General features: G+C 65.9%; 26 protein-coding genes and 2 pseudogenes. 12 read left to right on the forward strand and 16 right to left on the reverse strand.

Going from position 1 to position 24,606, the window contains the following annotated elements; genetic code table 11:
- The first annotated feature begins 176 nt into the window (after positions 1 to 176).
- Both BLV39_RS39220 and BLV39_RS44610 read left to right on the forward strand, forming a co-directional pair.
- Positions 177 to 608 carry a hypothetical protein gene (locus BLV39_RS39220; protein ID WP_143050098.1) on the forward strand — a complete coding sequence of 144 codons (432 nt, stop codon included), beginning with the start codon at positions 177 to 179 and terminating at the stop codon, positions 606 to 608.
- A 270-nt stretch (positions 609 to 878) separates the two neighbouring features.
- A pseudogene (locus tag BLV39_RS44610) lies at positions 879 to 1,052 on the forward strand (nitroreductase family protein); the annotation flags it as partial.
- 138 nt (positions 1,053 to 1,190) lie between these two features.
- On the opposite strand, the gene BLV39_RS39230 reads toward BLV39_RS44610, so the two are convergent.
- From BLV39_RS39230 to BLV39_RS39265, 8 genes are all read right to left on the reverse strand, one after another.
- Positions 1,191 to 1,619 (reverse strand): YciI family protein, encoded by a 429-nt coding sequence (locus BLV39_RS39230; RefSeq protein ID WP_090803915.1) that lies wholly within the window; start codon positions 1,617 to 1,619, stop codon positions 1,191 to 1,193.
- A gap of 177 nt (positions 1,620 to 1,796) precedes the next feature.
- Positions 1,797 to 2,450: a GGDEF domain-containing protein gene (locus BLV39_RS39235; RefSeq protein WP_176985318.1), complete on the reverse strand. Its 654-nt coding sequence runs from the start codon at positions 2,448 to 2,450 to the stop codon at positions 1,797 to 1,799.
- A gap of 712 nt (positions 2,451 to 3,162) precedes the next feature.
- Positions 3,163 to 3,867 (reverse strand): multicopper oxidase domain-containing protein, encoded by a 705-nt coding sequence (locus BLV39_RS45245; RefSeq protein ID WP_373315436.1) that lies wholly within the window; start codon positions 3,865 to 3,867, stop codon positions 3,163 to 3,165.
- 22 nt (positions 3,868 to 3,889) lie between these two features.
- Positions 3,890 to 4,465 carry a dihydrofolate reductase family protein gene (locus BLV39_RS39245; protein WP_090803920.1) on the reverse strand — a complete coding sequence of 192 codons (576 nt, stop codon included), beginning with the start codon at positions 4,463 to 4,465 and terminating at the stop codon, positions 3,890 to 3,892.
- A gap of 235 nt (positions 4,466 to 4,700) precedes the next feature.
- Positions 4,701 to 6,269: an MFS transporter gene (locus tag BLV39_RS44615; protein WP_239084060.1), complete on the reverse strand. Its 1,569-nt coding sequence runs from the start codon at positions 6,267 to 6,269 to the stop codon at positions 4,701 to 4,703.
- Positions 6,238 to 8,097 (reverse strand): AfsR/SARP family transcriptional regulator, encoded by a 1,860-nt coding sequence (locus tag BLV39_RS39255; protein WP_143050099.1) that lies wholly within the window; start codon positions 8,095 to 8,097, stop codon positions 6,238 to 6,240. Before BLV39_RS39255 ends, BLV39_RS44615 begins: the two co-directional genes overlap by 32 nt.
- A gap of 161 nt (positions 8,098 to 8,258) precedes the next feature.
- On the reverse strand, positions 8,259 to 9,017 hold the full coding sequence (locus tag BLV39_RS39260) for an SRPBCC family protein (RefSeq protein ID WP_090803926.1): 759 nt from the start codon (positions 9,015 to 9,017) through the stop codon (positions 8,259 to 8,261).
- Positions 9,018 to 9,019: 2 nt separating this feature from the next.
- A complete protein-coding gene (locus BLV39_RS39265; RefSeq protein ID WP_176985319.1) occupies positions 9,020 to 9,622 on the reverse strand; it encodes an ArsR/SmtB family transcription factor in 603 nt (200 codons plus the stop codon).
- 621 nt (positions 9,623 to 10,243) lie between these two features.
- Between BLV39_RS39265 and BLV39_RS39275 the strand changes: the two genes are divergently transcribed.
- A complete protein-coding gene (locus BLV39_RS39275) occupies positions 10,244 to 10,699 on the forward strand; it encodes a MarR family winged helix-turn-helix transcriptional regulator (RefSeq protein ID WP_090803930.1) in 456 nt (151 codons plus the stop codon).
- A gap of 1,146 nt (positions 10,700 to 11,845) precedes the next feature.
- On the opposite strand, the gene BLV39_RS44620 is transcribed toward BLV39_RS39275, so the two are convergent.
- Entirely contained in the window at positions 11,846 to 12,412 is a 567-nt protein-coding gene (locus tag BLV39_RS44620; RefSeq protein WP_239084048.1) for a hypothetical protein, read from the reverse strand.
- A 258-nt stretch (positions 12,413 to 12,670) separates the two neighbouring features.
- Between BLV39_RS44620 and BLV39_RS42710 the strand changes: the two genes are divergently transcribed.
- A complete protein-coding gene (locus BLV39_RS42710; protein WP_143050100.1) occupies positions 12,671 to 13,345 on the forward strand; it encodes a hypothetical protein in 675 nt (224 codons plus the stop codon).
- Between the two features lie 251 nt (positions 13,346 to 13,596).
- Here BLV39_RS42710 and BLV39_RS39290 read toward each other — a convergent pair whose 3' ends face one another.
- Positions 13,597 to 13,995: a winged helix-turn-helix transcriptional regulator gene (locus tag BLV39_RS39290; protein ID WP_090803935.1), complete on the reverse strand. Its 399-nt coding sequence runs from the start codon at positions 13,993 to 13,995 to the stop codon at positions 13,597 to 13,599.
- 103 nt (positions 13,996 to 14,098) lie between these two features.
- On the opposite strand from BLV39_RS39290, the gene BLV39_RS39295 reads away from it, so the two are divergent.
- Positions 14,099 to 15,007: an NADP-dependent oxidoreductase gene (locus BLV39_RS39295; protein WP_090803937.1), complete on the forward strand. Its 909-nt coding sequence runs from the start codon at positions 14,099 to 14,101 to the stop codon at positions 15,005 to 15,007.
- 121 nt (positions 15,008 to 15,128) lie between these two features.
- Here BLV39_RS39295 and BLV39_RS39300 read toward each other — a convergent pair whose 3' ends face one another.
- Together BLV39_RS39300 and BLV39_RS45250 are read right to left on the reverse strand one after the other, a co-directional pair.
- Positions 15,129 to 15,662 carry a hypothetical protein gene (locus BLV39_RS39300; RefSeq protein ID WP_090803940.1) on the reverse strand — a complete coding sequence of 178 codons (534 nt, stop codon included), beginning with the start codon at positions 15,660 to 15,662 and terminating at the stop codon, positions 15,129 to 15,131.
- Between the two features lie 204 nt (positions 15,663 to 15,866).
- On the reverse strand, positions 15,867 to 16,022 hold the full coding sequence (locus BLV39_RS45250) for a hypothetical protein (RefSeq protein ID WP_176985320.1): 156 nt from the start codon (positions 16,020 to 16,022) through the stop codon (positions 15,867 to 15,869).
- A gap of 209 nt (positions 16,023 to 16,231) precedes the next feature.
- Here BLV39_RS45250 and BLV39_RS45255 point away from each other — a divergent pair, with 209 nt between their 5' ends.
- From BLV39_RS45255 to BLV39_RS39310, 3 genes are all read left to right on the forward strand, one after another.
- The gene (locus BLV39_RS45255; protein ID WP_204082986.1) at positions 16,232 to 16,423 is read left to right on the forward strand and encodes a DUF1905 domain-containing protein; all 192 of its coding nucleotides are present in this window, start codon (positions 16,232 to 16,234) and stop codon (positions 16,421 to 16,423) included.
- Positions 16,424 to 16,453: 30 nt separating this feature from the next.
- Positions 16,454 to 16,642, forward strand: coding sequence for a YdeI/OmpD-associated family protein (locus tag BLV39_RS45260; protein ID WP_204083000.1), 189 nt, complete (start codon positions 16,454 to 16,456; stop codon positions 16,640 to 16,642).
- Between the two features lie 251 nt (positions 16,643 to 16,893).
- Positions 16,894 to 17,127: a hypothetical protein gene (locus BLV39_RS39310; protein ID WP_090803943.1), complete on the forward strand. Its 234-nt coding sequence runs from the start codon at positions 16,894 to 16,896 to the stop codon at positions 17,125 to 17,127.
- Positions 17,128 to 17,369: 242 nt separating this feature from the next.
- On the opposite strand, the gene BLV39_RS44630 is transcribed toward BLV39_RS39310, so the two are convergent.
- Both BLV39_RS44630 and BLV39_RS45265 read right to left on the reverse strand, forming a co-directional pair.
- Complete coding sequence (locus BLV39_RS44630) at positions 17,370 to 17,846, reverse strand: hypothetical protein (protein WP_239084049.1); 477 nt, start codon at positions 17,844 to 17,846, stop codon at positions 17,370 to 17,372.
- Positions 17,847 to 18,317: pseudogene (locus BLV39_RS45265) on the reverse strand (ATP-dependent DNA ligase); the annotation flags it as partial.
- A 188-nt stretch (positions 18,318 to 18,505) separates the two neighbouring features.
- Between BLV39_RS45265 and BLV39_RS39320 the strand changes: the two are divergent.
- The 3 genes from BLV39_RS39320 to BLV39_RS39330 all read left to right on the forward strand — a co-directional run bounded on the left by BLV39_RS39320 (position 18,506) and on the right by BLV39_RS39330 (position 20,339).
- Positions 18,506 to 18,799, forward strand: coding sequence for a DUF4279 domain-containing protein (locus BLV39_RS39320; protein WP_090803948.1), 294 nt, complete (start codon positions 18,506 to 18,508; stop codon positions 18,797 to 18,799).
- Between the two features lie 319 nt (positions 18,800 to 19,118).
- Positions 19,119 to 19,532, forward strand: coding sequence for a hypothetical protein (locus BLV39_RS39325; protein ID WP_090803950.1), 414 nt, complete (start codon positions 19,119 to 19,121; stop codon positions 19,530 to 19,532).
- Positions 19,533 to 19,991: 459 nt separating this feature from the next.
- Positions 19,992 to 20,339, forward strand: a complete 348-nt coding sequence (locus BLV39_RS39330) for a hypothetical protein (RefSeq protein ID WP_143050102.1) — start codon at positions 19,992 to 19,994, stop codon at positions 20,337 to 20,339.
- 271 nt (positions 20,340 to 20,610) lie between these two features.
- On the opposite strand, the gene BLV39_RS39335 is transcribed toward BLV39_RS39330, so the two are convergent.
- Positions 20,611 to 21,192, reverse strand: coding sequence for a YceI family protein (locus tag BLV39_RS39335; RefSeq protein WP_090803956.1), 582 nt, complete (start codon positions 21,190 to 21,192; stop codon positions 20,611 to 20,613).
- Positions 21,193 to 22,025: 833 nt separating this feature from the next.
- Between BLV39_RS39335 and BLV39_RS42720 the strand changes: the two genes are divergently transcribed.
- On the forward strand, positions 22,026 to 23,066 hold the full coding sequence (locus tag BLV39_RS42720) for a glycoside hydrolase family protein (protein ID WP_143050103.1): 1,041 nt from the start codon (positions 22,026 to 22,028) through the stop codon (positions 23,064 to 23,066).
- Between the two features lie 439 nt (positions 23,067 to 23,505).
- On the opposite strand, the gene BLV39_RS39340 is transcribed toward BLV39_RS42720, so the two are convergent.
- Positions 23,506 to 24,600, reverse strand: coding sequence for an oxidoreductase (locus tag BLV39_RS39340; protein ID WP_090803959.1), 1,095 nt, complete (start codon positions 24,598 to 24,600; stop codon positions 23,506 to 23,508).
- Between the last annotated feature and the right edge of the window lie 6 nt (positions 24,601 to 24,606).

Here is a 24,606-nt window from a genome sequence, read left to right on the forward strand (position 1 = left end):
CCTATGGCGAACCGGTGAGGTTCTGGGGGTACGCGCCGTCATGCTTGCGAAGCAGGTATGCCCAGCACGCGAGGACTCATCGCCTCCGTGAAGGTGATCTCTCGTGTTGCTCATCGCCGTTCGAGGTCGCCGCCGGGCTTCCCGCGCTTCGCGCTCAGGTCAAGTTGGGAGCAGGGTTGGACGTCATTGAAATTCATTGCGAATGTTGCCTGCTCAGGCGTCGTATAAAGGATCGCGATGGCGCAAGCCCCACGAGGTGCGATCGCTGCGAGCAGCATATGGGCAGCCTCCCGGACCGTCGGTTGAAGCGCGCCGAGGACCACGAAGCGATGGTGCGCCAACTACTTGCTGCGTGCCGCATCCGCGAGGCGAAGGCGCGCCTCGATGCGCAGAAGGCGGAGGAGCGAGAGTTTGAGGCGATGGCTGGCCGTGGCAACTTGGCCGCCAGCCTGTACGCCGCAGCCCAATCCCCGGGCCATGACTGCCCGCTCGTTCAAATTGCCCGTCGAGCGTACGTCGCGGAGTGGGCCGGACAGAACGAAAAAATTCGAAGCGGCGATTGGAACGACGATCAAGGCCAATCCACCTCGCGCCAGCACCACTTCTAAGAAGGCCCGATCGCGGGCAAGCCCACGACCAGCCGCAGCGTTGCTCAATGTCATCGTCGCCCAGAACGGTACGCCCGCGGTGGGCGGTCCCGCCTGGTTCGCGCGGATCTTGCGGACGCAAACCGGGCGGCCCTGCCGCGGGCGAACGGCGCAGCGCGTCGCCTTAGGGGCGGCGCCGTGTTGTCCGACTCGGTGCGTGGCGTCGTGCGCGTAGCCCTTGTCGGCGATTAGCACCTCGGGCTGCTTGCGGGGCTGAGCTCGTTGACGCGGATGGCGTCGATCCGGGCCCGGCGCAACGTTCGCGTTCACACGTCCGACCCGGTGTCCGACGAGCGGCTGACGCGGAACGCAGAGGCTGGCCGGCGGGCGCCTTGGGCGTCCAACCGGCAGTATTGGGACTTCGTCATCGTGGCCGACCGCCAGCAGTTGGCCGAGACCGCCACCGTCTGGCACGCCGCGGGCCACAGCGCCGGCGCGGCGGCGGGGGCCATCTGCTCGGGGTCGGCCACCCCGCCGACCGGCCGCTGCGGCCCGTCAGCGACCACCGCCGCCGTAATTCACGGACCAAGGGTGGCTTGGCGGTTACACGTCTCGTGTGTTGGAGACCTCGAAACCCTCAGCGTCGGCTCGCTGGTCGTCGTCCAGCATCGGCACGTCCGCTGGTTCGAGTACCCGGCGAACCTCAACCACGGCTTCGTCAGTACGCGACATACTCGTGTCGACAGGACACCGCCGGGCCCATTCGATGGCTTCCTCCCTTGAGCTCACATCAATCAACCAGAACCCTCCAACGAGCTCCTTGGACTCGGTGAATGGCCCGTCGACCACGCGGCGTGTTCCGTCCGAATGAATCACTCGCGCGCCTGTCGAACTGTCGCGGAGTCCTTCTGCCGCCAGGAGCACTCCTGACTTGGCCAAGTCCGCAGCATAGTTGTTCATGGCCGTGACCTGCTCTGGTGGCGGCATTACTCCGGGCGCAGAGTCTCCCTTTACTAGAAGCATGTAGCGCATGGCTTCCTCCCGTCCCTTCGACCGGTTGTACCACGTGACGGCTGACTGCGTTCGGGTATCGCCCGGTTCGATGAAGTGAAATGTGTTGGTTAACTGCCTGTTGGGTTCGTTGACAGGTCCTGTGGTGCCTGATTCAAGGCCTCGAGCGAACATCAATGTCCATATGAGGTGGCGGTGCTAGCGCCGGCATGCTCGTGGTCCTCGGCGGACCCCTTCTTGGGGCGGCATCATCATGCCGGGTTCGAAGAACGCGAGCTCGCCGCGGCCAAGTCGCTTGGCGTGGTACATGGCGACGTCGGCACGGCGGAGTGCGTCGTTCAGCGGTTGCGTCGGGCTTGCCGACGTGGCGCCGACGCTGGCCGAGGCTTCGACGATGTGGCCATCAGATGTGCGCAGCGCGACTGGTTCGTTCAGCATCATCGTGAGTGTCGCCGCGACGTGGTCGCCGCGCGTATCGGCCGGGACGATGGCGACGAACTCGTCCCCGGAGAGGTGAGCGGCTACGCCGCCGAGCAGGGCTGCGACGTGCTTGATTCGCTCGGCTACGGCGAGGAGGAGTTCGTCTCCGGTTTGGTGACCGAACGTGTCGTTGACAGCCTTGAAGTTGTCGAGGTCGATGAGGGCGACGACGGTGTACCTGTCGGCGAGTTCGTCGGCGTAGGTGGCGGCGAGGCCTTCGCGGTTGAGCAGGCCGGTAACCGAGTCGTGGGAGAGAAGCCATCCGGTGTTGTTGAGGTGACGGCGTAGGCGTCGGATAGTGACGTGCGCGCTCAGTCTTCCTAGCAGGAAGCACGCCAGGAGAATGGCGATGAGCGTGGTTACGTCGAGCACGGTGGGCCTCCCATCGAGTCTCGGCCTGGGCGGCGATCCACGTGGCTGTGTCAGCTGCCCGAGCGCTTCTTTTTGGTTCTGTGTACGCGTCGATCGGGGGCGACCCGGATCGACAGAACCGACGAAGTTTTCTGGGCAGAAACGCGTGTGACCACCGGGGCTCCGTGACCCCTATGGGTTGCCGTCGATTCGGACGTCCCTAAATCACGTGCTCAATTCGGCAACCCGTGCTGGTCTGCCTGACCGAAACAGCAACGACGCAGTCGCCGGGCCGGCGCGAGGCAGGCAAACGGGCCTCTTGATCTCGCAGCTCTCGACCAGCAGCTGGCTCGACGTCTACGTTTCGCCCTGGGCCTCGTGCTGCCTGTGGACACGTCCCGAGTACCGCAGGCCCGGGAATGACACAGCGCGGCATCGTCGCGAGTCGGAGTTCGAACCAGGAGCGGCTCAGCTGCGCTGACGTTCCCCAGCGTGCCGCCCAGAACCCAGCCGTCTGATCGGACTACGCCGGTCGCGTTGCTGATGACTGGTGGGGCGGGCCGCCATGGAGCTATGACAGGCCACTGGCCCGTGGCGATGGCGCGCCGCTTGGAGTTGATCACCCCGGCCGTGGGCGGAGGCGCCTGCAGAGTCCCTTGATGCCGTGGCGGCTGAGGTGTTGAGCGTTCAACCGGTGGCTCGGCTCGGTGGCAGGGACCTGCTGGACCCGACGCTAGCTGATACGGAAGGTGGCCATCATCGCCATGTCCTCGTGTCCAAGTTTGTGGCAGTGCAGCAGGTAGCGGCCGGGGTAGTCCGTAACCGCACGGCGACGTCGACCGACCCGCTGGGCGAGAGGTCCACGGTGCCCTTCCAGCCAGCGTCGTGCGGGCCGAGGCCGCTGCCGTGGCGGGCGAGCACCTGAACGGGTCGAGGTGCAGATGCACGGGGTGGTGCAGATCCGAGGTGAACCGCCAGATCTTGATTTCGCGAGCCACACGCCTGCGTCGATCCGACTGGGGTCGAAGGCGCGGCCGTTGAGCAGCCAGCCCGGGTTGTCGCCAGTGTGTGCACGGCGGAAGCTCCAGGTGCGGGTGCCTACCGCCTGGTCTAGCCGGAGCGACTCGCTCCGGGCTCGGCGACCGCGGCAAGCAGGACCGCGACGAGGTCCGGTGTCATCAGAATCAGCCGTTCGGTGTCTACTTTGGATGGCGTTACGTGCAGGAGCGGGGACGACGGTTCCGGGCGACGGTGGGGCGTAGTGCCACAGCGAAAACTGCGTCTGTTCGAGGACCTCCTCGATGCGACATCCGGTCGGTCGTATTGTCTCGATCAATGCCCAGGACCAAAAGAACGTCGGTGCGGAACAGCTTCCGCACCTTCGCCACGTCGACCGGTGCCCGCAGTCCTTCCAACCGCTGCACGAACCGTTCGGCATCCACCGTGTGGTCACGATGCCCTTACATGGTCGGTAGTCCAGCAGTCGGCGAGTAGATCACGCGGATCACACCTGACGAGAACACCTCTGTGGCCGCCACTCGCAGGTGGTACAGCACGTCGCCGTCATCGAACAGCCTGCGTCCCTTGCGCGCCGCCACCGGATGAATCAAGAGCCGTAACTCGTCGACCAGCCCAGCGGCGAGCAACTGCTGGACAATGGAGATCGACCCGGGGATGAGGATGTCTCTGATATCCGCCGTGGCCTTGAGTGAGGTGACGGCATCGAGAAGGCCGCCCTCGATCAGCTCGGAGTTGCGCCAAGCCAGCTCCAAGGGGCGGCGGGACGCCACCACCTTGCGCATGTCCCCGAGTTGTTTGGCGAACGGTGCGTCGTCCCCTGCCGCGTCCTCGCGGTCGGGCCAGATTCCAGCGAAGCTGTCGTAGGTCTCGCGGCCAATGAGCAACACGTCAGCGGCGTCGTAGTCCTCGGCGACGGCGCGTCCCATGTCCTCGTCGAAGTACGGGAAATGCCATTCGGGGTCGAACTCGGCCACACCATCGGCCGTGATGTAGAGGGTGGAAATCACCTTTGGCATGAGAAATCCCTTCGAGTTATATGTTGCCGCTACGGTAGAAGTACGCATCGTCCCAAAGTCATCGGGCAGCCATAGGTCGATTGTGACAATGGGTTCGGATCAGACGGCAGCGGAGCTCAAGGCGGAGGGGCGGTATGACACCGCTCTGCTACCAGTGAGCTCCGGCTGCCTCCCAGCGCGATCCCCCTTCAGTCGTCCGAGACCACCGTTGGGGACCGGCTCACGTCGTCTGGGCTCAGCCGGCTTCGCTGAGCGCCGGCTCGGCCTCGACGGGCGGCGGTGCGGCCTGCTGGCCGAAGGGCGGCACGGCCCTGAGCTTGACAATCAACAGCAGGCCGCCCACGACGTACAGCACGGCTCCGACGATGGCTGTCACCTGCACACCGTTGACGAAGGCCGCATTGGCGGAGTCCAGCAGCGCATCAGCTGGGGTGGCGGGCAGTTGCGACGCGGTCACGGCCGCTCCGGCGAGGCTGTCACCAGCTACGGCGGCCTGGTCAGCCGAGATGCCAGTAGGGACGTCGACCGCGCCGCGGTACACGGTGACGGCAACGGTCCCCAGCAGCGCGAGGCCGAGCGTGCCGCCGAACTCGTTGCCCAGCTGGACAAGTGAGCCCGCAGAGCCCATCTTCTCCGGCGGCGCGTTGCCGATCACCAGCCCCGTGCCCAACGCGACGGACGCGGTGCCAAAGAAGGAGGCCAACACGAAGCCGACGCACAGGAGCCAAGTGCCGTTCGAAACGGACACTTGCGTCAAAACGATGTATACCAGGGCAGCAAGAATCACACCGCCGCCCATGACGTTGCCGGGTCTGAACCTCGTGGCGAGCCGCGGCGCCAGGTTCATGCCCGCCGCACCGGCGAGCATGCCCGGCACCATCAGCAGGGCCGCGTCCAGTGTGCTGAAGTCCTCGACGAGCTGGAAGTACAGGAGCATCTGGAGCATCAGTCCAGCTCCGACGGCGCTGAACATCAGCGCGTTGGCCAGGATCGCGCTGATGACACCGTTCTTGAACAGCTTCAGGTCCAGCAGCGGCACGGCGAGCCGGTTCTGTCTGCGGACGAACAGTCCGCCGAACGTCAGGCCGACGATCAGCGCCAACAGCGGCACAGGGTCCCATCCGGCGCGGGCCAACTCTTTGATGCCGTAGATGATCGGGAGCAGGGCCAGCAATGACAGGCCGACGCTCGCGTAGTCGACCTTGCCTGCGGCCGGGTTGCTCTGCTCGGGCAGGTACTTCGGCCCCAGTACCAACATCACCACGAGTAGGGGGATGGCGATCAGGAAGACCGATCCCCACCAGAACGACTCGAGCAGCAGACCGCCTAGCACCGGCCCGGCGACCGCGCCGAGGGTGTAGACACCGCCCCAGACCCCGTACGCGGTAGCCCGCTGCTTCGGGTCCTGGAACAGGCCGCCGATGAGCGCGATGGTCGAAGGCATCAGGGTGGCGCCGGCGATGCCCAGGGCCGCCCGGGCCAGAAGTAGCAGCTCGATGGTCGGAGCAAAAGCCGTCAGCAGCGACCCCACGGTGAACAACGCCCCACCGATCATCAGGAGCTTTCGCCGGCCGACACGGTCACCTAGCGTCCCCATGGACACCAAGAAACCGGCCAGCAGGAACCCGTAGATGTCGGACGCCCACAGCTGTTGGACGCTGTTGGCGCCCAGGTCGGCTGCCAGCGCTGGAAGCGCTAGGAGCAGCACGAACAGGTCGACCGCTACGACGAACGTGGGTAGGGCGAGCACAGCCAGCCCGATCCACGCCGCCTTACCGGCTTTCGTTGGAGTTTCCACAGTCACTGCCTGGTCCTTTCGTGCTTTCGGTGTATTGATGGCGCTGACCGGTGGCCCTTTCGGCCTCGGTGCTCGAGCGTTTTCTGGCGTACTGGCGGAGCAGGTCATGGAAGGAGAACTGGTGGGGGCTGCGCTCCTCGATGAGGTGCGCTGCCGCCAGCCGATCGAGCAGCTTCTCGGTCTGGGCTGGTGTGGTGCCCATGAGCGCCGCGGCCGCCTCGGGGGTGAAGTCAGGGCCGTGAACGTGTCCCAACATCCGGAAGAGTCCCTGCGCGTCCGTTGGGACGGCCCTGTATGAATGGTCGAGCGCGATCTGCACCGACGTCTCCTCATCGCCGTCGATGGCCAGCGCCCCGAGCCCGTCTGCCCAAACGAGCTCCTTCACGTGGGTCGCGATGCTCTGATGTGGACGGTTGGTCAGGTTGGCCGCGGCGATGCGCAGCGCCAGCGGCAGGTAAGCGCACACGTGCGCCAGGTCGGCGAGGGCGTCGGGTTCGGCGCGTGCCCGGCCATCGCCGAGTACGTGCCTCAGCAAGTCCCGAGCCTCGCCGGCCGAGAGCACGTCCAGGGTGAGGCGGCGAGCGCCCTCGCGGGCCACGAGCCCGCCGATCCGGTCGCGGCTGGTGATCAGGACCAGGCAGCCAGGACCGCCGGGCAGCAGCGGACGGACCTGCTCGGCGGAACGCGCGTTGTCCAGGAGCACAAGCACGCTCCGTCCAGCCAGCAGCGACCGGTACATGGCAGCGGCTTCCCCGGCGTCAGCCGGCACTCGGTCCGGGCGCACGCCCAGCGCGCGCAGCAGCGCGCCGAGGGCCTCGATGGGAGGTACGGGCGCATCAGCGCCGTAGCCCCGCAGGTTGACGTACAGCTGCCCGTCGGGGAACCGGTGCGCTACGCGGTGCGCCCAGTGCACCGCCAAGGCGGTCTTGCCCACCCCGGCCGTGCCGGATATCGCCGAGATGACCACGGGCACCGCGGCGTTCGCCGCGTCCGGCAGCATGCCGTCAAGCGCGGTGAGCGCTTCGGCGCGTCCGGCGAAGCCGGTGATGTCAGCGGGCAGCTCCCTGGGGACGGGTGCGGTTCCCTCGTTGACCTGCGGTGTCAGCGCAGCCGGCCGAGCCGCGCGAATGAGCGCCTCGTCACCTCGGAGCACCGCTTCGTGTAGGCGCTGGAGGTCCGGGCCAGGCTCGACACCGAGCTGTTCGGAGAGCAGTAGACGGGCGCGGCGAAAGGCCTCCAGCGCCTCGGCCTGGCGCCCCGCCCGGTAGAGCGCCAGCATGAGCCGACCGTGCAAACCTTCGCGGTACGGATGTGCGGACGCCAGCCCGGTCAACTCGGGCACCAGTTCCCCGTGGCGACCCAAGTCGAGCTCAATCTGGATGCGTTTCTCCACAGCGGCGAGACGCCGTTCCTCGATGCGCTCCGCTGCCGCCTGCAAATGAGGTGTCGCAAGCCCGTCGAGTGCTGGCCCTCGCCATAGCGCCAACCCGTCGTTGATCGCAACGGCCGCCTCCGCGACCTGGCCCGAGGCCGCCAGCGCATCGGCTCGGACGAGCTCGTTGTCGAACCGATGCAGGTCGAGTTGCCCTTCTCTGATCTCGATGAGGTAGCCAGATCCCCTCCTGACGATTACGTCGGCACCCAGATTCGCCTCGCGAAAGACTCGCCGCAGAGCCGACAATCGGTTCTGCACTTGCGTTCGCGCGCCTTGCGGTGGTCCCTCGCCCCAGGCCGCAGCGACCAGCCGTCGCATCGAAACCACTCGATTGGCATCCAGGAGCAGAGCCGCCAAGATGCATTGGCTACGCGCGCCACCCAGGGCCACGGTGTCCACGTCCGCGTACACCTCGAGAGGGCCGAGTAGCGAAAATCTTGCAGATTGCAACGCACCTCCCAAGGAAGGTCACCGCGCATGGTCTCCGCGCGGTTCGGGGACAAGGTTCGGGGCGAACTGTGCTCGGCGAGGCGCGCAGCTTGCACGGCTGACGCGCAGGGTCAGCTGATGGGTAGCTCGTTCAACCAGCTCTGCCAGGCCTGCTCGGCCTGGGCCCGATCCTGGTCGGCGGCGAACAGGTGGTGACTTAGAAGCAGGACGTGGCCGCGCTCGGCGCCAGAGAGAACGAACCGCAAGAGCGCGTCGTCGGTGTGGACGCCGACGTAGGTCGGGAGCCGGGAGAGGTCGACGACACCCTCGATCGGCGGCACACCGTCGAGGTTGATCCGGGCCTTCGCCCCGTCGGTGACGGGGCCGGAGATTTCCAAGGCACCTGCGACCGCAGCCCAGACCTGGTCCGCAGTGCCGACGTCGGCTCGGTACGCCTCGACCGGGACGCCGCTCTGGCCCGGGAAGTGCTGGAGATACGCGGCCAGCGTGTCCAGGAACATGTCCCAGCCGACCGTCATCGCGTCGTACTCGGTCTCCCAGTCGTCGCCGAGAACCCCGCTCTGCACCATCCGCAGCACGGTGGAGCCCTGGTCGCGGCCCTCGATGAGGTACTCGATAGCCATGAAGCCGCCGTCCGGGCCGGTTTCGGTGCGCGTCGCGAACCGCCTGCCGGGCTCCCAAGCGGTGACCGTCGCCTCGCTGGTGTTGCCGGCCATGGTGAGGCTGGATCGGCCGCCCTCGCGCGGCTCCACCTCGTTGCGCCCCATGAACCAGGAGTCCACACCAGGACCGGTGGCGATCGCCTCCCACACCTGACCGGGCGTGGCGGCTAGCTCGATTTCCTTGGACAGCTCGTATGGGTGTCCCATGGTCAGGGCCTTTCCGTGTCGGTGCGATGGTTGACAGTGGGGTGCAGCGCGACCACGACGCGATGTTCGCGGCCGCCTGGGGCGGCCTCGTCGTGGTACTTGGCAACGAGGCCGTTGATGGCGGTTATCAGCTCTTCGGCGAACGCGACCCGATCACCCGCCGTGGCGAACCGGACGGTGGCGTCAGCGGCGAATGTGGCGACCCGCTTGTTGGCGCGGTCCGCACCGGTGATCAGCGCGCCGACGTCCCGCACGAGACGGGCGGCCAGCGCGAGCAGCCATCGGGCGGAGAGCCGGTCCGGCGCATCGGCTGAGTCGGACGGCACCGCGGCCAGGGCGGCCGGTGAGATCACGTAAGACGCGGCAGTGGCCCGCATGACCCGCTCGGTGACGTTGCCCTTGCGACGCTCGGCGACCAGCTCTATGAGCCCGTGCTGCTCGAGGGTCCGCAGGTGGTAGTTGACCTTCTGCCGCGGCAGACCGACCCGCGCGGCCAGCATTGTCGCGGACGCCGGCTCGGTCAATGCGGCCAGCAGCCGGGCCCTCATCGGGTCCAGCGACGCCTCGGCCGCCGCCCGGTCCTCGATCACTGCGATGTCGAACATGACACAACCGTTGCACCGACAATTAGATTTGTCAAGACTAACAAAGTTGTCGGTGTGCGCCGAGGTTGATCGGCTCGACGCCGTTGCCCGGGTGCGTGTCGACGACGCCCCGTGTGCCTCGCGCGAATCGACCGATGCCGTGCTGTCCCGGACGATCTGCGCGGTGAGCTCCGCGCCGCTGTGGGAGAGCGCCCCTCTGATCACCGCGAGGTCGGTGCCGTGCACGACCTCGTTGTGAGCTGCCAAATACGCCTATCGAGCTCGGCGCCGACTTCGAGGGACTCGTGCCGCAGCCACGGGCCGAGTTGTTCGATGGCTGCCATGCGATGTGCCACGGCAAGAATGCTGGCACCGTAATGGTCCGGTTCCAGGGCCATTGGGCGCGAGAAACAGAGGACCAATTCTGGCGCCCACCGGGAGCACCAGGCGGCCCACCGAAGCGGCCGACCACATGCGGACGGTTGGCCGCCGAAACCGCTGGCAAACCGGTGCTGGCGTTGGGGAAGCTACGTGCAGTCAGGAGCGCACGAGCCGCGGAGATCGGGCCCGAGCGTGTTGTTGACATGTCACTAACCTAGAGCCACCTTCGTGACATGTCAACGACCTTGTAGTCTGGTCGGCATGGCTAAACCCCGGTGGCTCACTGAACATGAGGAGGCGGCGTGGGTCGGTTATCGCCGCATGCGGGTTCTCCTCGACCTGCGGATCAATCGGGACCTCGTGAGCCAGAGCGGCCTTTCCGAGCAGGACTACGACGTGCTGTCGAACCTGTCCGAGGCAGTGGGTCAGCGGATGCGCCTGGGTGATCTTGCGGCGCACATGTGTTGGTCGAAAAGTCGGCTCTCCCACCACATAACTCGCATGCAAGATCGCGGCTTGGTGCAGCGGGAGGAGTGCGCGGACGACGGTCGCGGCTCCATGCTCACCCTCACGCGCAAAGGTCATGACGCGATCATCGCGGCTGCGCCTGGCCACGTTGCGTCTGTCCGCCAGCACCTCATCGACGTCCTCACGCCGGAGGAGATCGATACGCTAGCCGCACTGACGCACCGCGTCGTCGCTCGTCTGCAGGACTGACCAGGCCGTCGCGTCCAATGAATACGTGGCGCTCAGGTCTAGGCAAAGGGCAAGGAGGTCCGGGAGGCGGTGTGCGCGGTTAACGTCCTCGAACGGCCATCAGTTTGATCCAGCGTCGAGGTGCTGGCCGAGCCAGCAATTCTCGCGCAGCGGCGACCTTTTCGGCCTCGATGTGCTCGGTATCCTCTGGTAGACGATCCAATAAGGACATCGAGCCCACAAAGGCCGCCAAGTCCCCGTTGTCGCGAACCTTCAGATAAGCCGTCCAGAGCTTCTCAGCGCCATGTGCGGGCCTGATTCGTCCGTCCACAATGTCGCCCGCGGTGCGGCGCCACTGTGCGCTGTCGGCATCGGAAAGTTCGACGCCACGTTGTCGAGAGCAGTGCGGAAGAGCTCCGCCGAGTCTCGGACGTCGTTCCGCGACTGCCCGGCGAGAATACGAAGAGCGGGGCTGTCGACCCCCGGACAAGCGCCCCGATGTCGGGCAGATCTTCTGATGCCAGGTTTCCGGCCGCCATCCGGCTACCTCCAGCGGTCTGCCTCGGTCACGGGCCCAGCCTAGGTACGTTTACTTGTTGACGCGATTCGTTTGCGGCTCCGTGCTTCGAACCCCACCTCGGCTTCTCGAAACGCGTCCTTAGGCGCACCGGTGGTGGCCAAGAGCCTGCAATGGGCGCCCTCGGCTCCTATCTTGGCAGGCGCGTCTTCGGCGGTGGGCACGCGCAAGACCTCGGCGGTGCCCGCCCCGACCGCGGTGGCCTGGCCTGAGGCGTCGCGCTGCCGCAGGGCGACGGTCAGGCTCCGCGTCATCACTGACCTTCACCACGACGGCGGTGAGACTGGCCAGCCGGCGGCCGTCATTGCGCTGCGGTTGCCATGGGCCGGGAGGCTGCGATCCCCGACACGAGATCGCTTGGCGCCTCAAGGCAGCGGCGGAGTACCGATGTGGTGGGTGGATGGGCCGAAGGGGGTCCATCAGCGCAGCCGGGTTGAGCAGCCACGGCGGCTGGAAGCTGCCTATCGCCCAGTGCTCCGCAGGTGGTTGGCAACCTTGGACTGGACCGAGTCGACCAGTGCCATTTGCAACCAACGTTAGACAGCTGCTGTATGGCGATGTGCGTCTTGGATTCTCAGCTCCGGCGCCTGCTACATCCCCTGGCGACCTGGAGGCGTCGCATCTTGGCTGAGAGTTACCGGCCGGGCTTGTAGACCGGGGTGGCGCAGGAACCGGTCAACTAGCGCTGTCGGTCCACCTATGCACATCCAGTCGTCATCCCACAGAGTCGACACCGGCCAAGAGCGGTCCGCCGGAAACATCAAGCTCGGCAGGGGACCTTTCCAAAACGACCACTCTCCGCTCAGACGCCAGGTGGCGGCCTGCTCGAGCCCGGCCTCGACCAGGACGTAGGACCACCCCGCGTACAAGGTCACTTTGGGCGCGTCGGGGAAGACGATGTCATCGGCACCAGTGTCGAGAAAGCCCAGCCACCACGGCTGGCCCCCAGACTGCGCGGCCAGCAACGCAAGTACGGCTTCGTCATGGGCTTCCTGACCGTGGCCACCGGCAGGCAGTTCGACCGTGGCGTAGGCATCGAAGACCGGCGGGATGGCGGCAGCGATGGTCAACCCAGCGAAGGTGTTATCGGCGATCCAGGCGACTTCGGCGCTCGTCCCGATGCGCCAGGTTTTGCCGTCCTTGGCCTTCGTGATCATTTTGCCATAGTAGGTCTGAAAGCCAGGGACGGATACTCACAACTTCAGGCCGACCGTACGCGGCAGTATGACCTCACCGGCGACACCATTTACCTATCGACACGGCGCGGTTCAGGATTTCCGCCCGTGCCAATGATCGTGGGGCCGGGCTTTGGTGCTTGTGCGCGGCGCACTCTTCTGCCTCCAATCGTGCGCGACCGACGCCGCAGGAATCGCGTTGTGTGAATGTGACGGCCGCAATCGGGTCGTTGAGCTGACGTGCGACTCACCACGGCGTTCAACCGCATCCTGCAGCTGCCCGCAGCTTCGGCGCACACGGTGGCGTTCACCGATCAAGGCATCGTCGTCGGATTGCGTCGAGGTCGCCGCCGGCTGCACTGCCGGTGCGGGGCAAGTACCGCCGCGCGTTACGACTCTTCCCGGCGCCGGTGGCGGCACCTGGACTTCGGCGCCTGCTGGGTTTGGGTGGAAGCCAGCTGGCCGACAATGACAACACCAATTTTGCGAGGGCACACCATGACCGATGACGACCAATTCGGCCGGCGACTGGGCACCCTGCTACGCAACGAACTGTCCGACGTCCACTCCGCTCCAGGCATGACCGGCCGGCTGCGCGGCCGTGCCAGGCGCAGGCGGGTGATGGTGGGAACCGCCGCCGCAGCCCTGGTCGCGATCACCGGAGCGGTGAGCCTCGTGGTCGCGCCAGGCTCTGACGGCGTGCGCACCGGTCGGGAGCTGGTCGACGTCGCCCACGTCCGCATCCAGGTGACGGATGCGCTCGCCAGGAGCACGGACTACGTCGTACTGGCCCGTTCGGATCTCGCCGGCAACAGCCGCAGCGACGAGTGGACCGATGCCGCTACCGGCCGTATGCGAGAAGACGTCTACGTGAGCGGGAAGAAGCTGTCCTGGTCTACGTCCAGGGCAGATTGAGCGCGACCACCCGACGGGACAACTTTGACGTCTCGCTGCGCGCTCTGGAAGCCATCGCCGGCACAGTCAAGTCCAGCCGGGACGCGCCGCTGGACCGCATCGGCCCTCACTCGTGGGCACTCGTTGAGATGACACAGACCCCAGAGAAGATTGGCATCGAGCAACGAACCCTGCCTCTTCGCCGCACATCCGCTCATGCCGATGAGCGGACATCGTCGCTGCGGCTTCGGCAGTGATCGGTGTCGTCTGTCTCAGGGGCGTGCGTCGAACTGAACCCGGGCTTCGAAGACACGATCCATGTGCGTCTCCGCCCAGTTCTTGATCGCGATCATGACCGGGAACAGTTCATGGCCGAGCGGCGTGAGCTCGTAGTCGACGCGGACCGGCACTGAGGCGGTGACCGTGCGGGTGACCAGGCCGTCGCGCTCCAGCGTGCGCAGGGTCTGGGTGAGCATCTTCTGGCTGACACCTGCGATGCGGTGGCCGAGCTCGCTGTGCCGCTGCGGGCCGTCGGCAAGCGCGGGGATCACCAGGGCGACCCACTTGTCGGTGAGTCTGCTCAGCAGCTCACGGGTGGGGCAAGCCGCGAGGAACGCGTCGTAGTCACGTCTGGCCTGTTCGCGGCGTTGCGCAGCGGTGGTCGTCGCCATCTTCCCTCTTCTGGTGCCCTAGGCACTTCACGGTACCTACTTACTCACAGTACCTACGATTCGTACGGTCGTGGCGATCACGAGGTCCACGAAGGAGACGGAAATGCGCGCAGTCAGGTATGCACAGTTCGGAGACCCGGACGTCCTGCACGTGGCCGACGTGCCCACGCCCGAGCCCGGACCGGGCCAGGTGCGGGTGCGGGTCGCGGCGTCAGTTGTCCATCCGGTCGATCTGATGGTCCGGGCCGGTCGGTTCCCGGCCCCGTTGCCGACCGGTCTGCCGTACACGCCCGGCTGGGATGTTGTCGGCAGCGTCGACGCGGTCGGCCCATCGGTCGAGGAGTTCACGGTCGGCGACGAGGTCATCGGCTTCTCGCCGTGGCTGCAGACCACGGTCGGTGCCCACGCGGAGTACGTGGTGCTCTACGCTGCCTGGCTGACGACCGCGCCCGGCGGCGTCCCCGCGACCGAGGCCGCGACTCTGCCGACCAATGGCCTGGCCGCCGCGCTGGCCCTCGATCTGCTAGCACTCGCGGAGGGTTCGACCGTGCTCGTCACCGGCGCCGCCGGGCAGGTCGGTGGGTTCGTGCTGGCGCTGGCGCTGGCGCGAGCGGCCGGCCTGCACGCCACGGGATTTGCCCGGGCCGACGACCGTGAGTTCGTCGAGTCGCTGGGCGCGGCGTTCCTGTCGCGCTCCGGCGATCCGACCGGTACGTACGACGCGGTCATCGACCTGGCGGTGATCGGTTCCTCGCTGCTTGACCTCATCCGGGACGGCGGGGGCTACGTGGCCGCGTCACCCCCGCTTCGCCCGGAGCCGGTGCGAGGCATCCGGACCTTCGCGCTGGAGGTACTACCGGACGGACGACGTCTGGGCGAACTCGTCAGACTCGTCACCGGCGGCGACATCCCGCTGCGGGTCGCTGACGTGTACCCCTTCGCCGACGCGGCGGCCGCACACAAGCGGCTGGCCCAAGGCGGCGTGCGCGGCGGAGTCGTGATCGTCCCCTGATCCGCAACGGAAGCTCGGCCACGACGCGTCTGCCGTTCGCGCCACGCTCACTACCCGGCGTGGCGCGACGGCGTCCACTCATGCTGCGACCCGTTCGGCCGAGTGTGCGGCGATGACGTCGTCATGGTGTCGGACGACCTTCGGGGGCCAGCGCATTTCGCGCCGCTATCCACTGGTCGTGGAACGCGCGGGCGTTGATCGGCGTCAGATGTGGCTCGGCCTCCGGACCATAGGCCACTTCGGGCACGACGCCGTACACCAGTTCGTAGCCGCTGACCGCCTTGGTGCCGCCGGCGTCCCTCGCGTTGGTCACCGCAGAGGACTCGGCCGCGGCCGTGTAGCGTCCGTCTGGCCCCATCTCGACGTGCCGACTGCACCAGCCGTCCGGTCCGATCTCGTCCCATGCGCTCACGCCTTCGAACTGCCACGACACGTACCGGTACGCCGCACCGATCAACACCTGCCAATCGTCGGCGATGGGCTCGGCGTCCCAGCGGGCGATACTGGTGTAGTCCTCGGCCCAGGCGACGCCGGTACCCCAGCGTTCGATGTCGGCCAACGTGTCGTCCTGTTGTTCGACGTCCTGATCGATCAGCCGCTCGTCGTTGAACAGCTGCAACACGTTCGGCTCATGCCGCTCAATCCGGTACACCACCGTCGGATGCTAAACGGTTCAGTGGCCAGCCTCTTCGAACGCACTCACATGCCGCGATCCGCGTGTCACGGTCCGTGATCGCGGGGATCGTCAGGGCCGTAGCCGAATGCTGAGGCGAGTGCGTTGGAGCCCATGGGCGGTTGACTCCAGCGATTGGCCGCCCAGCACGGCGGTGGCATGAGGTGACCGGCCGCGGAGCATCCGTCAATGCGCACCGTCTGGACAACCGACCTGGGACCCGATCCAGCGTTGCGGCAGACATTCGCCGCCGACCAGCCGTCTGCCGTCGCGCCGGCGGTGGTTGGCGGCGCCGACGTCCTGGTCACGCTCGCAGAGGAGCACGAGGACTTCGACTGTCACCTCGGCGTCCTACATCACGAGCGTTGCCCCGAGCCCGGCATGCGTATCTGGGACCGCGCCACCGGCACCCTGATCCGCGCCGTGCCCGACGTGTGCGACAACGGCACGGGATACCCGGCGGTGCTCGTCACCGTCGTGGTCGACGGTCGGCCGCTCGCCGTGGTCCGTGATTGGGCGCGGCCGCGCCCAGGGGACACGTCCTCATCCCCGTGCCGTTCGATCCCGACACCATCTGGGGTGGCAAACCGCGACACCTCGTCCACGGCACAGTCAACGGCATGGGAGTCCGCGGCGTCGTGGAACGTGTTGGCGACGGGCATGGCTTAACTCTCGGCCCCGCGTGGTTACGTGGCTGCGGCCTCGCCGCCGGCGACAGCGTCACCCTCAGCATCCCGCCGTAGGGGCCTCAACGGGACGACCGCGCCGACGACATCGCTGCCGCGCTTGACGCCGACCCGCAAGCCGCCGATTTCTTCGACGCGCTCGCTCAGTTCTACCGGCGCGCGTACCTGCGTTGGATCGACGGCACTAAACGCCGGCCGGAGCAACGCGCTCAGCGCATCGCCGAGATGATCCGCCTCCTTGAAGCCGGCCAGAAAGAGCGCACCAAGGGCGGCTGAGACGAGGCCTGAGACGAACTCGTAAGACTCGCCAGTTGACTACCAGGACGAATGCCGACGGGGCGTGGCATGCTGATGCGCGTACGGGTGTTCGAACAGGGGCGGGCATGGACGACGCGAGAGCGACCTGCTGCGGCACCGGTGGCTCGTGGGCATCGGCTGGGAAACCGCTGGTCAACGCCTGTCAACTCTGCCCTGACTCGCCGACGTACTGGCGGCGTGGCCGGTCTGAGCCCTATGTCGTGGCTTCCTTGCACAACGGCATCGACCGTGTCGCCCTGGCGCGTCGTCTGGCCGCCATCGCGGCCGACGTGGCGTGGCCCGAGATGCTCCGTGATGAAGCTGCGCGCGGCTTGGACGAGGACCTCGACGCTGATGACCTGAGCGACCCGGCGATCATCACCGCCCTCAACCGTCGCAGCATCGCCCGGGCAGAAGGCCCAACTACTGGTCCCGCCACAAACGTCGACGTCAACAGACCATGAATGAGCCGACCGCCTCGGAGATCGTGGCGTTACTCGGCATCGAGACGTCTGCGCTTCCGCTCGTCTCAGGAGGAAATCTCGACGTCGCGTCCCGCGGCGCCGGCCCACGCCACTGCGTGGCATGTGGCGGCAACGCAGACGTCGTGCTCATTGCTCTGAGCCCGCTGGGCAATCGGTGGGTCGACCTGTGCGCGACGTGCTTCGCCTACGGGCGGTCCCGAGGCCGCAAGTGAGTCGATGAGCTATTCGTCAACGCCAAAGAGGGCCACGTCGTAGATCGACATGTCGCGGCGGGCTCGGACGTGCTGGACCGGGTGGCGGTAGCGCCCTCGCTCAATCGCGGTGTCCACAAGCAGTTCGGCAACCACATCGGGTTCCACCTGCACGTACCGGAGTGGTTCCGGGCGCTGCCAGGACCCGGACCACGCGGCCGGCAGCGGTTGCGGCCACGGATGCTGGACCGGCATTCCACGGCGTTGAGCGACCGGCCGGGACAACAGCGGCGCGAGCTCGCCACGTTGCTCGTCTGTCAGCGGGGTTGACCGGCCCATGTATCGCAGGCGTCCGGTGGAGTCGAGTCGGCCGATCAGGACGGTCTGTGGTGCGTTGGGCCAGCCGGTGACACCGCCGATGATGGCCTCCGCGGTCGTCCTGACGCGCAGTTTGCGCCAGCCGCTGCGCCCGGCCTGGTATCGCTGATCGAGCCGCTTCGCGACCACGCCCTCGATCCCGGTCTCGATCCACGTGTCGATCCACTCTCGTGCGACCGCGGGGTTGCTGCTGTGCGGGCACAGGACGAGTTGGTTCGGGACGTCGGCAAGCAGTTGCTCGAGCAGTTGCCGCCGTTCGGCGAACGGCGCCGGAAGCAGCGACTGGTCACCGGCGGCGAGCAGATCGAAGACGACGTAGTGCGCGGGAAACTGGCGTGCAAGCTGGAGTGCCCGCTTCCCGGCCGCGGCACGGCGCTGTAACAGCGAGAAGCTGGACCGTTGACGTCCTTCGTCCCAGACGATCAGCTCGCCGTCCAGAACGACCCTGGCCGGTAGCGGGCGAAGAGCACGGGTGATGTCAGGAAACTGAAGCCCGATCGGATGGCCGTTACGGGTCTGGAGCTGGACCCGGTTCTCGCGAACCCACGCCAGTTGCCGCCACCCGTCCTTCTCCAGACTCCCCGGTGTCTCATGAGACAGCCCTCGTTGGCCACAGTGTTCGGGGCGCTACCTACGCTCGCGCTGTTGAACGGTGTTGAAGCGGAACGACGAGGGTCGAGGTTTTCAGAGAGCTTGCCTGCGTAGCGTCGTGTTTTCCGCTGCGAGAGCGGTGATGACGGTGGCAGCGGCATCGACCTGATCTTGAAGTTGGCGGCACTGGGCCGCGCGTGCGCAGGTCGAGCGGCTGGTACGTCGACGTGCCGCAGCGGGATGAGTACGACACTGAGCTGCTTCTCAGGGAGGTGCTCGATGTCATCGAGCCTCACTCCGAAGGGCTGGCGCACGCACAGCAGGTGCTGGGACTCCGGGCGGGGATCAACGTCGTGATCGAGATGCGCTCCGTACGAGACGGAGCCGGCGACATCCTGGTGACAACTCCCGCTTTCCACCTCACCGCGGCGACGATGCGGCGACTGGCTGCTCTCAACCTGTGGCTCGACTGCGATCAGTACGTCTACTGACAGGCGACGCCCGTCATGCCCACTGTCATCGAAGCCGACGACAGTCGGCCGTACCTCCGAACCTTCAACGCGGCAAATCAGTGCGTTGACTCGTGCTGAGGCGCGCCACCGGTCGTGGCGGTCGACGAATCGAGCACATCGCGGACCGAGGGCGGATTGGCTGCGGGCTCGTAGAGCTGTGTGAACAGCGACATACTATGATGCGGGGGGCAACGATCCCTGCCCGTACGGCTCACATGGCGGTTTCGCCGGTGCTGTGGCGCCAAGGCCGGTTCGACGACACCAACCGTCGCTACTAGGCAACTGACGAACCATTCTGATGGACATGCTGATCGGTTGCCGCCTGGCCGCGGTCACGCGGCTGGCCTGGCACTGGCCCGGTGACCCGGTCGATCTCACCACAGGGCCGGTCCACCTCGTCGTGGACGACGGCCGTGGCCTGCTGTTCGACGGGCGCAGCGACTGGTCCCTGACGATCGTGCCGACGGATCCGGGTGACGAGGGCTGGCGGTCGGCCTACGACTACGGCTACGACGGTGGCCGCTGGGTCGGGCGGGACGCCTCCGGCGAGGAGCCCTTCGCCTCGGTGATCGCGGGAGTGCTGAGCGGTTGGAACCCGGAGCACGACGAGGTCGGCCAGCTGGTTGGCGGCACCCTGCACGTCGGCGACCGTGCAGTGCGGCTGGGACTGTGGGAGGGCGAGGTGATCTCATACGCGGCCGGGCGTGGGTGACTTCCTAAAGACGATGCTGGCCCGGGTTCCGGACGGATTCGACCTGCCGGATCCTCATTCTCGAGGACCAGCTCGAAGGGGCGCTGCGCCAGGACCGCGACCGCGAGGACGACTGACCGCTCCAGTTCCGGGCAGGTGAACCCTACGCCGAGGTCAGCATGGAGATGAGGCTTAGGTCGAACACCACGGCGGACGTCTTTGAGCGACCGTTTTGGGGGCAGCCTCACCGGAGCCGAGGAAAGCCGCCCGGGCCATGTCTATCCGCCGTTGGCGCCCCGCAGAGACGGCCGTGCTGGTACGACCCCTCCCGGCGTCGGGTCCCCGCGCTGACCATGGCCCGTGCTCGATCAGTAGGCGGTGGGAGGAACTGCGCATCGCAGTGGGCCGAGGGCCGTTCATGGACGCGACTGAGGTGCGACGGTGCCGACCGCTGTAGCTGGGCCTTTGGTGACGGGGCACATGGTGATCTTGCGGCACGACTTCGAGTTCGGCGCCCCCTGCTTGGTCATCGACGGCGTCGAGGCGTTCGTGCGACTGGATGGTGATATCGACGGCGACTGCGTCGACGCCATGGACGATGTCGTGGGGCTGCTTCGCCGCAGCGCACCGCGCCGGATCTTCACCGATCTCGGCGGTGTCGTATTCGCCGGCGCCGCCTTGGCCAATTTCTTGGTCCGGGTCGTCGATGCGCTGCCAACCAGCTCGACCACCAGGTTCGCTGTCTGCTATCTCACGGCGGGAGCGGTCCTGCGTGTCGCGGAGTTGCGGCTCTTGGCAGCGGCCGTGACGGGCCAGCTCAGACGCTGAACCCACGGAAGCGGTCGCGCCGGGCGGGAAACGGGGGGATCCCGCCCGGCGTCCTTTATGGGACCGTGCCGGTCTGGCCGATACAACCTGCACGACGACCACTGTTGAGTATGGACATCCGCGTCATCAGCGCATCCTTAGTGGACCATAGTTAGACCTGCGGCCCGCTTGGTGGTTGGCTCATGACATTTCCGTGATGACGTCGTGGATCGGTGCGGTTGCGTTTCGCCTTCGACGCGCTCGCGTTAGACGCCAGTTGGCGCCAGTCGTCTCAAGGCTGGCGGATGGCCTCGCCTTCGATCTCGATTTTGATCCTCTTGCCAACAAGCACGCCACCGGTCTCGAGGGCAACATTCCAGGTGAGTCCGAAGTCCTCGCGGTCGATCTCTGTGGAGGCGATGAACCCGAAGATGTCCTTGCCGGACGGGCTGCGGCCGACGCCCTCGAACTCAACTTTCAGGTCGACCGGCCGAGTGACGCCCTTAATAGTCAGCTCGCCCGACATCACGAACTCGTTGCCGCTGCGCGACTTGACGCCCGTGCTGCGAAACTCGAGCGTCGGATACTGGTCGACATCGAGAAAGTCGCCACTGCGCAGGTGCTCATCGCGGCCGGCCTGTGCAGTCGCGATGCTTGCCGCCTCGATGGTGGCGGTGACGGACGTCGCCAAGGGGTCTTCGCCTACTGCGATCGTGGCGGCCGCCTCGTCGAATGTGCCGTGGACCCTGCTCACCACCATGTGGCTGACGGCGAAGCTGACGCGCTTGTGCGCCTGGTCAAGGACATAGGTGCCCGCAGTCGGAATGGTTAGACCTTCCCAGCTGCGGGTGTGCGATTCGGTGCTTGTGGTCATGACGATGCGCCCCCAAGGAGGAGTTTGGTTGACGTAACAACTACCCCGGCACCGTACGCTGCTGGCGCGCCAACCGACAAGAGTTTCCGTGCAAGGGTGTTGCAATTCGCATGGACACTGGTTGCGCCATTAACTCGCCATCAGTTGATCACCATTCGACAATCGTTTGATCATAGATTTGCCTGAGCTCCGGGGTGTCTCACGTGTGCGAGCCCTGCCAATGATAAAACGGTGGCATAAGTGTGACAGCTCGGTGATGGTGACGACCGGCGAAATTCGGCCGATCAGGCACGACGCAGTCGGCGGGGAGTAGTCGAACGATTCTGCCAGCGGCGCCTGGGATAGGTTGCGGCGCAGGTAGAGCAGGGGTTAGCCCGACGCTACGAGCGTCTGGCGTGGCGACGGGGTGGGTCCACGGTGCTGCGGTTTTAGAGGCGTGAGAACGAACCGGCCGACTTGATCAAACGCCCAGGCTCGTCGTATTGTCTGTCGCGACGGCATGTCCGCGAAGTCTGTTTGAGTTACTTCAAGTCTGTTGACCTGCCCGCGACCGTTGCGCCCAATTCCAGCACTCCACGGGCTGATCAAGCCTGTCGAAGCAAACCAGTCGACACTTGTCGAATGAATAGCGTTGTAAATCAGGCAAGGCTGCTCCAGTTATCGCTGGTCTGCTGCCCCTAGGGAGGCAGGCGGCATCGTCCACTAAACCGATGCGGAGACAAATGTTCACAAGTCGCGGATCAACCATTCGACTTGATCGCCGTACTTTGCTGAGAGGATCTGCAAGCCTTGCAGTTGGCGTTGTTGGCGCGCAGCTAATTGCGTCCAGCGAGGTGAACGCCGCGCTGCCGAACTACATCAGCGGTTCCGTGATCCAGGCTAGGCTTAATGATGCACGTAACGGTATTGGCGCCCGCGATTCACTCGGCCGATACATTGCAAAGCCAGGCGCCGGGACTTACCTGCTAACCACGCCACTTGTCATCTATGCCAACACTCATCTTGATGTGACTGGTGTTAGGATCGTATCGAGATTTCCCACTTCGGGCGTCAAGCATACGATGCTGATCAACTACGTACCGTCTGGCGCGACCGGCTATACCGGAGCGGGCAACATTGCTATTACTGGCGGCAGCTGGGATCCAGTTTGGGACTTCGCCCAGCGTGGCGTCTTGGGCAGCGCGCCTGCCATGAACGTGCTGACGCTTACGCACTGCAGCGACGTTGTGATCGATGCCGCGACGATCTGGAATGTTAAATGGTGGCACGCGGTCGAGTTCAACGGTGTTCGGCGCGGTACTGTAAAGAACTCCAATTTGAAGGGCTGGATTGCAGATCCGAATAACGGCCTGTGGCATGGTGAAGCCGTACAGCTCGACCTCCCTACTTCCATCAACACGTGGTCCGGGGCCAGTGATTCCACGCCGTGCCGCGATATCCTGATTTCTGGTACGCTCTGTGATACGTCAGGTTCACAACCTGGCTGGGGTCAGCTGACGGGATCGCACACGTTTGACGCTGCGCATCCCCATGTTGGTGTGCGAATCGAAGGTAATACCGTACGCAACGCGCGCTGGGATGCAATTGCGACAGCGAACGCACAATCGGTCCATATCGCGAATAACGTGGTGGAGAATTGTGTTGGCGGTGTGTATGTTAAGTCGGTTCCGAATGCGCCTCTCCAGACGGTCGAGATAATCGGCAATCAGGTTAATGGCATCAATGGACGTGACGCTCTCGCGGTCCGAGCCGATCCGGCAGGCGGTCCAATCAGCGACGTTCTGATCAGTGGCAATGTCGTGGACTGCGCCAAGGTGAATTACTATGGCGCCGTTTCCTTCCGGCAAGGACATGTAGCGGATTGCGCCGTATGACTGATTGTGTATCCCTTCTATTGATGGAATCGTGAACGCGGCAAATTTTGGTCGAGGTTGACCCCAGAAAGGCTCCTAGTCAATGTCTGCGCGTTGACCGACGCATGGAGTCTTTCTGGCTGCTGCCCTCCGCTGGCTGAAGGGCCGGGGCCGTGAAAATCGCCGCACCGGCCCACGTCGAGTCGCGACGAGCCGGCGACGATCGACCACCGAAATTGCGCCCGTCGGTGTGATCGATTCGGGACGTCCGGGTGCTGGCTGGAGGCCGGGGTCGCCGTCAAGTAATAGGGGCGTCCGAGCGATATCCTTTCGCGGTCAACTACAAGATCCGCTAGCTGGATTACCTTCATGACTGGGTGACGGAGCTTCAGAGGTACGACTGATCAGGTTTGTCGCCCTGATTAGCGGGTCATTCACGCCCAGCAGCCCTGAGCTCAGGTTAGTAGTACAGCTCCTCGTGTGATTTGCGGTAGTCGGCGATCGCCTCCAGGCGGCCCGCAGCCGCGTGGGTTGCCCAGCCTGGGTTGGCGAGCAGGATACGGCCCAGCGCGACCAGGTCGAACTCGCCGCCTGTCAGCCGCTCCACCAAACCCGACACCGTCTCGGGTCCACCTACGCGCAGGAAGTCGCGCGTCAGACCGACCGACCCCACCGTGATCGACGGCAGGCCGGTGAGACGCTTGGCCCAACCGGCCAGATTCAGCGGTGATCCGGCGAAGGCCGGCTCCCAGAAGCGACGCTGCGACGCGTGCAGGGCGCTTGCGCCAGCGTCCGCAAACGCGGTCAAGATTTCGGCGAGTTCGGCCGGGGTATCCGCGATGCGAGCGTCGAACGCGCGCTCCTTGAACTGCGAAAACCGCACGATTACCGGGTAGTCCGCAGGAAGCTGTGACCGCACCGCCCGCACGACCGCGGCCGGGAACCCCGCCCGCCGCGCCGGGGAGCCGCCGAAGGCGTCGGCTCGGCGGTTTGTGTATGGCCATAGGAACTCGTCCAGCAGATACCCGTGCGCGGCGTGAATTTCCACGGCGTCGAATCCGGCCCGCGCCGCCACGCGAGCGGCTTCCGCGTACGCCTCCAGCAGCTCATCAATGTCTGCCACCGTCATTGCGTGCCCCGCCGGCCGTCTCGGCTCGTGCACGCCCGACGGCGTCCAGGCTGGCAGGCCGTCGACCGGCTCGCGCAAGCTACCCAGATGCCATAGCTGGGCGGCGATCCGGCCACCCGCATCGTGGACCCCGTCGATCACGCGCCGCCAGCTCACCTCAGCGGGGCCGGCGGTCATCCGCGGCACGGTGTCCTCGTGGCTCGCGCTGAGATGGCCGACCAGGACACCCTCTGTGATGATGAGCCCGATGCCATTTTCGGCGCGCCGCCGGTAGTAGTTAGCTACTGCTGGTGCTGGCACGCCGCCGGGCGCGTGGTTCCGAGTCATCGGCGCCATGACGATCCGGGAAACGAGCGGCATCCCGGCGAACGTAACGGGCTCCAGGAGAGGTGCCATGGGCGGGTCGGTGGCGAGGGTCGCGGTCACCGGCTC

The sequence above is a fragment of the Asanoa ishikariensis genome (genome assembly GCF_900107455.1).
Classification (GTDB): Bacteria; Actinomycetota; Actinomycetes; order Mycobacteriales; family Micromonosporaceae; genus Asanoa; species Asanoa ishikariensis.

Bases quoted from the DNA above. Each gene is read 5' to 3' on its own strand.
- BLV39_RS39295 (WP_090803937.1), top strand. From the start codon at position 14,099: ATGCGCGCAGTCAGGTATGCACAGTTCGGAGACCCGGACGTCCTGCAC.
- BLV39_RS39335 (WP_090803956.1), bottom strand. From the start codon at position 21,192: ATGACCACAAGCACCGAATCGCACACCCGCAGCTGGGAAGGTCTAACC.
- BLV39_RS39325 (WP_090803950.1), top strand. From the start codon at position 19,119: ATGGACATGCTGATCGGTTGCCGCCTGGCCGCGGTCACGCGGCTGGCC.
- BLV39_RS39260 (WP_090803926.1), bottom strand. From the start codon at position 9,017: ATGGGACACCCATACGAGCTGTCCAAGGAAATCGAGCTAGCCGCCACG.
- BLV39_RS44620 (WP_239084048.1), bottom strand. From the start codon at position 12,412: ATGATCACGAAGGCCAAGGACGGCAAAACCTGGCGCATCGGGACGAGC.
- BLV39_RS39330 (WP_143050102.1), top strand. From the start codon at position 19,992: ATGGTGATCTTGCGGCACGACTTCGAGTTCGGCGCCCCCTGCTTGGTC.
- BLV39_RS39275 (WP_090803930.1), top strand. From the start codon at position 10,244: ATGGCTAAACCCCGGTGGCTCACTGAACATGAGGAGGCGGCGTGGGTC.
- BLV39_RS45245 (WP_373315436.1), bottom strand. From the start codon at position 3,867: ATGCCGAACGGTTCGTGCAGCGGTTGGAAGGACTGCGGGCACCGGTCG.
- BLV39_RS39245 (WP_090803920.1), bottom strand. From the start codon at position 4,465: ATGCCAAAGGTGATTTCCACCCTCTACATCACGGCCGATGGTGTGGCC.
- BLV39_RS39265 (WP_176985319.1), bottom strand. From the start codon at position 9,622: ATGTTCGACATCGCAGTGATCGAGGACCGGGCGGCGGCCGAGGCGTCG.
- BLV39_RS39290 (WP_090803935.1), bottom strand. From the start codon at position 13,995: ATGGCGACGACCACCGCTGCGCAACGCCGCGAACAGGCCAGACGTGAC.
- BLV39_RS39230 (WP_090803915.1), bottom strand. From the start codon at position 1,619: ATGCGCTACATGCTTCTAGTAAAGGGAGACTCTGCGCCCGGAGTAATG.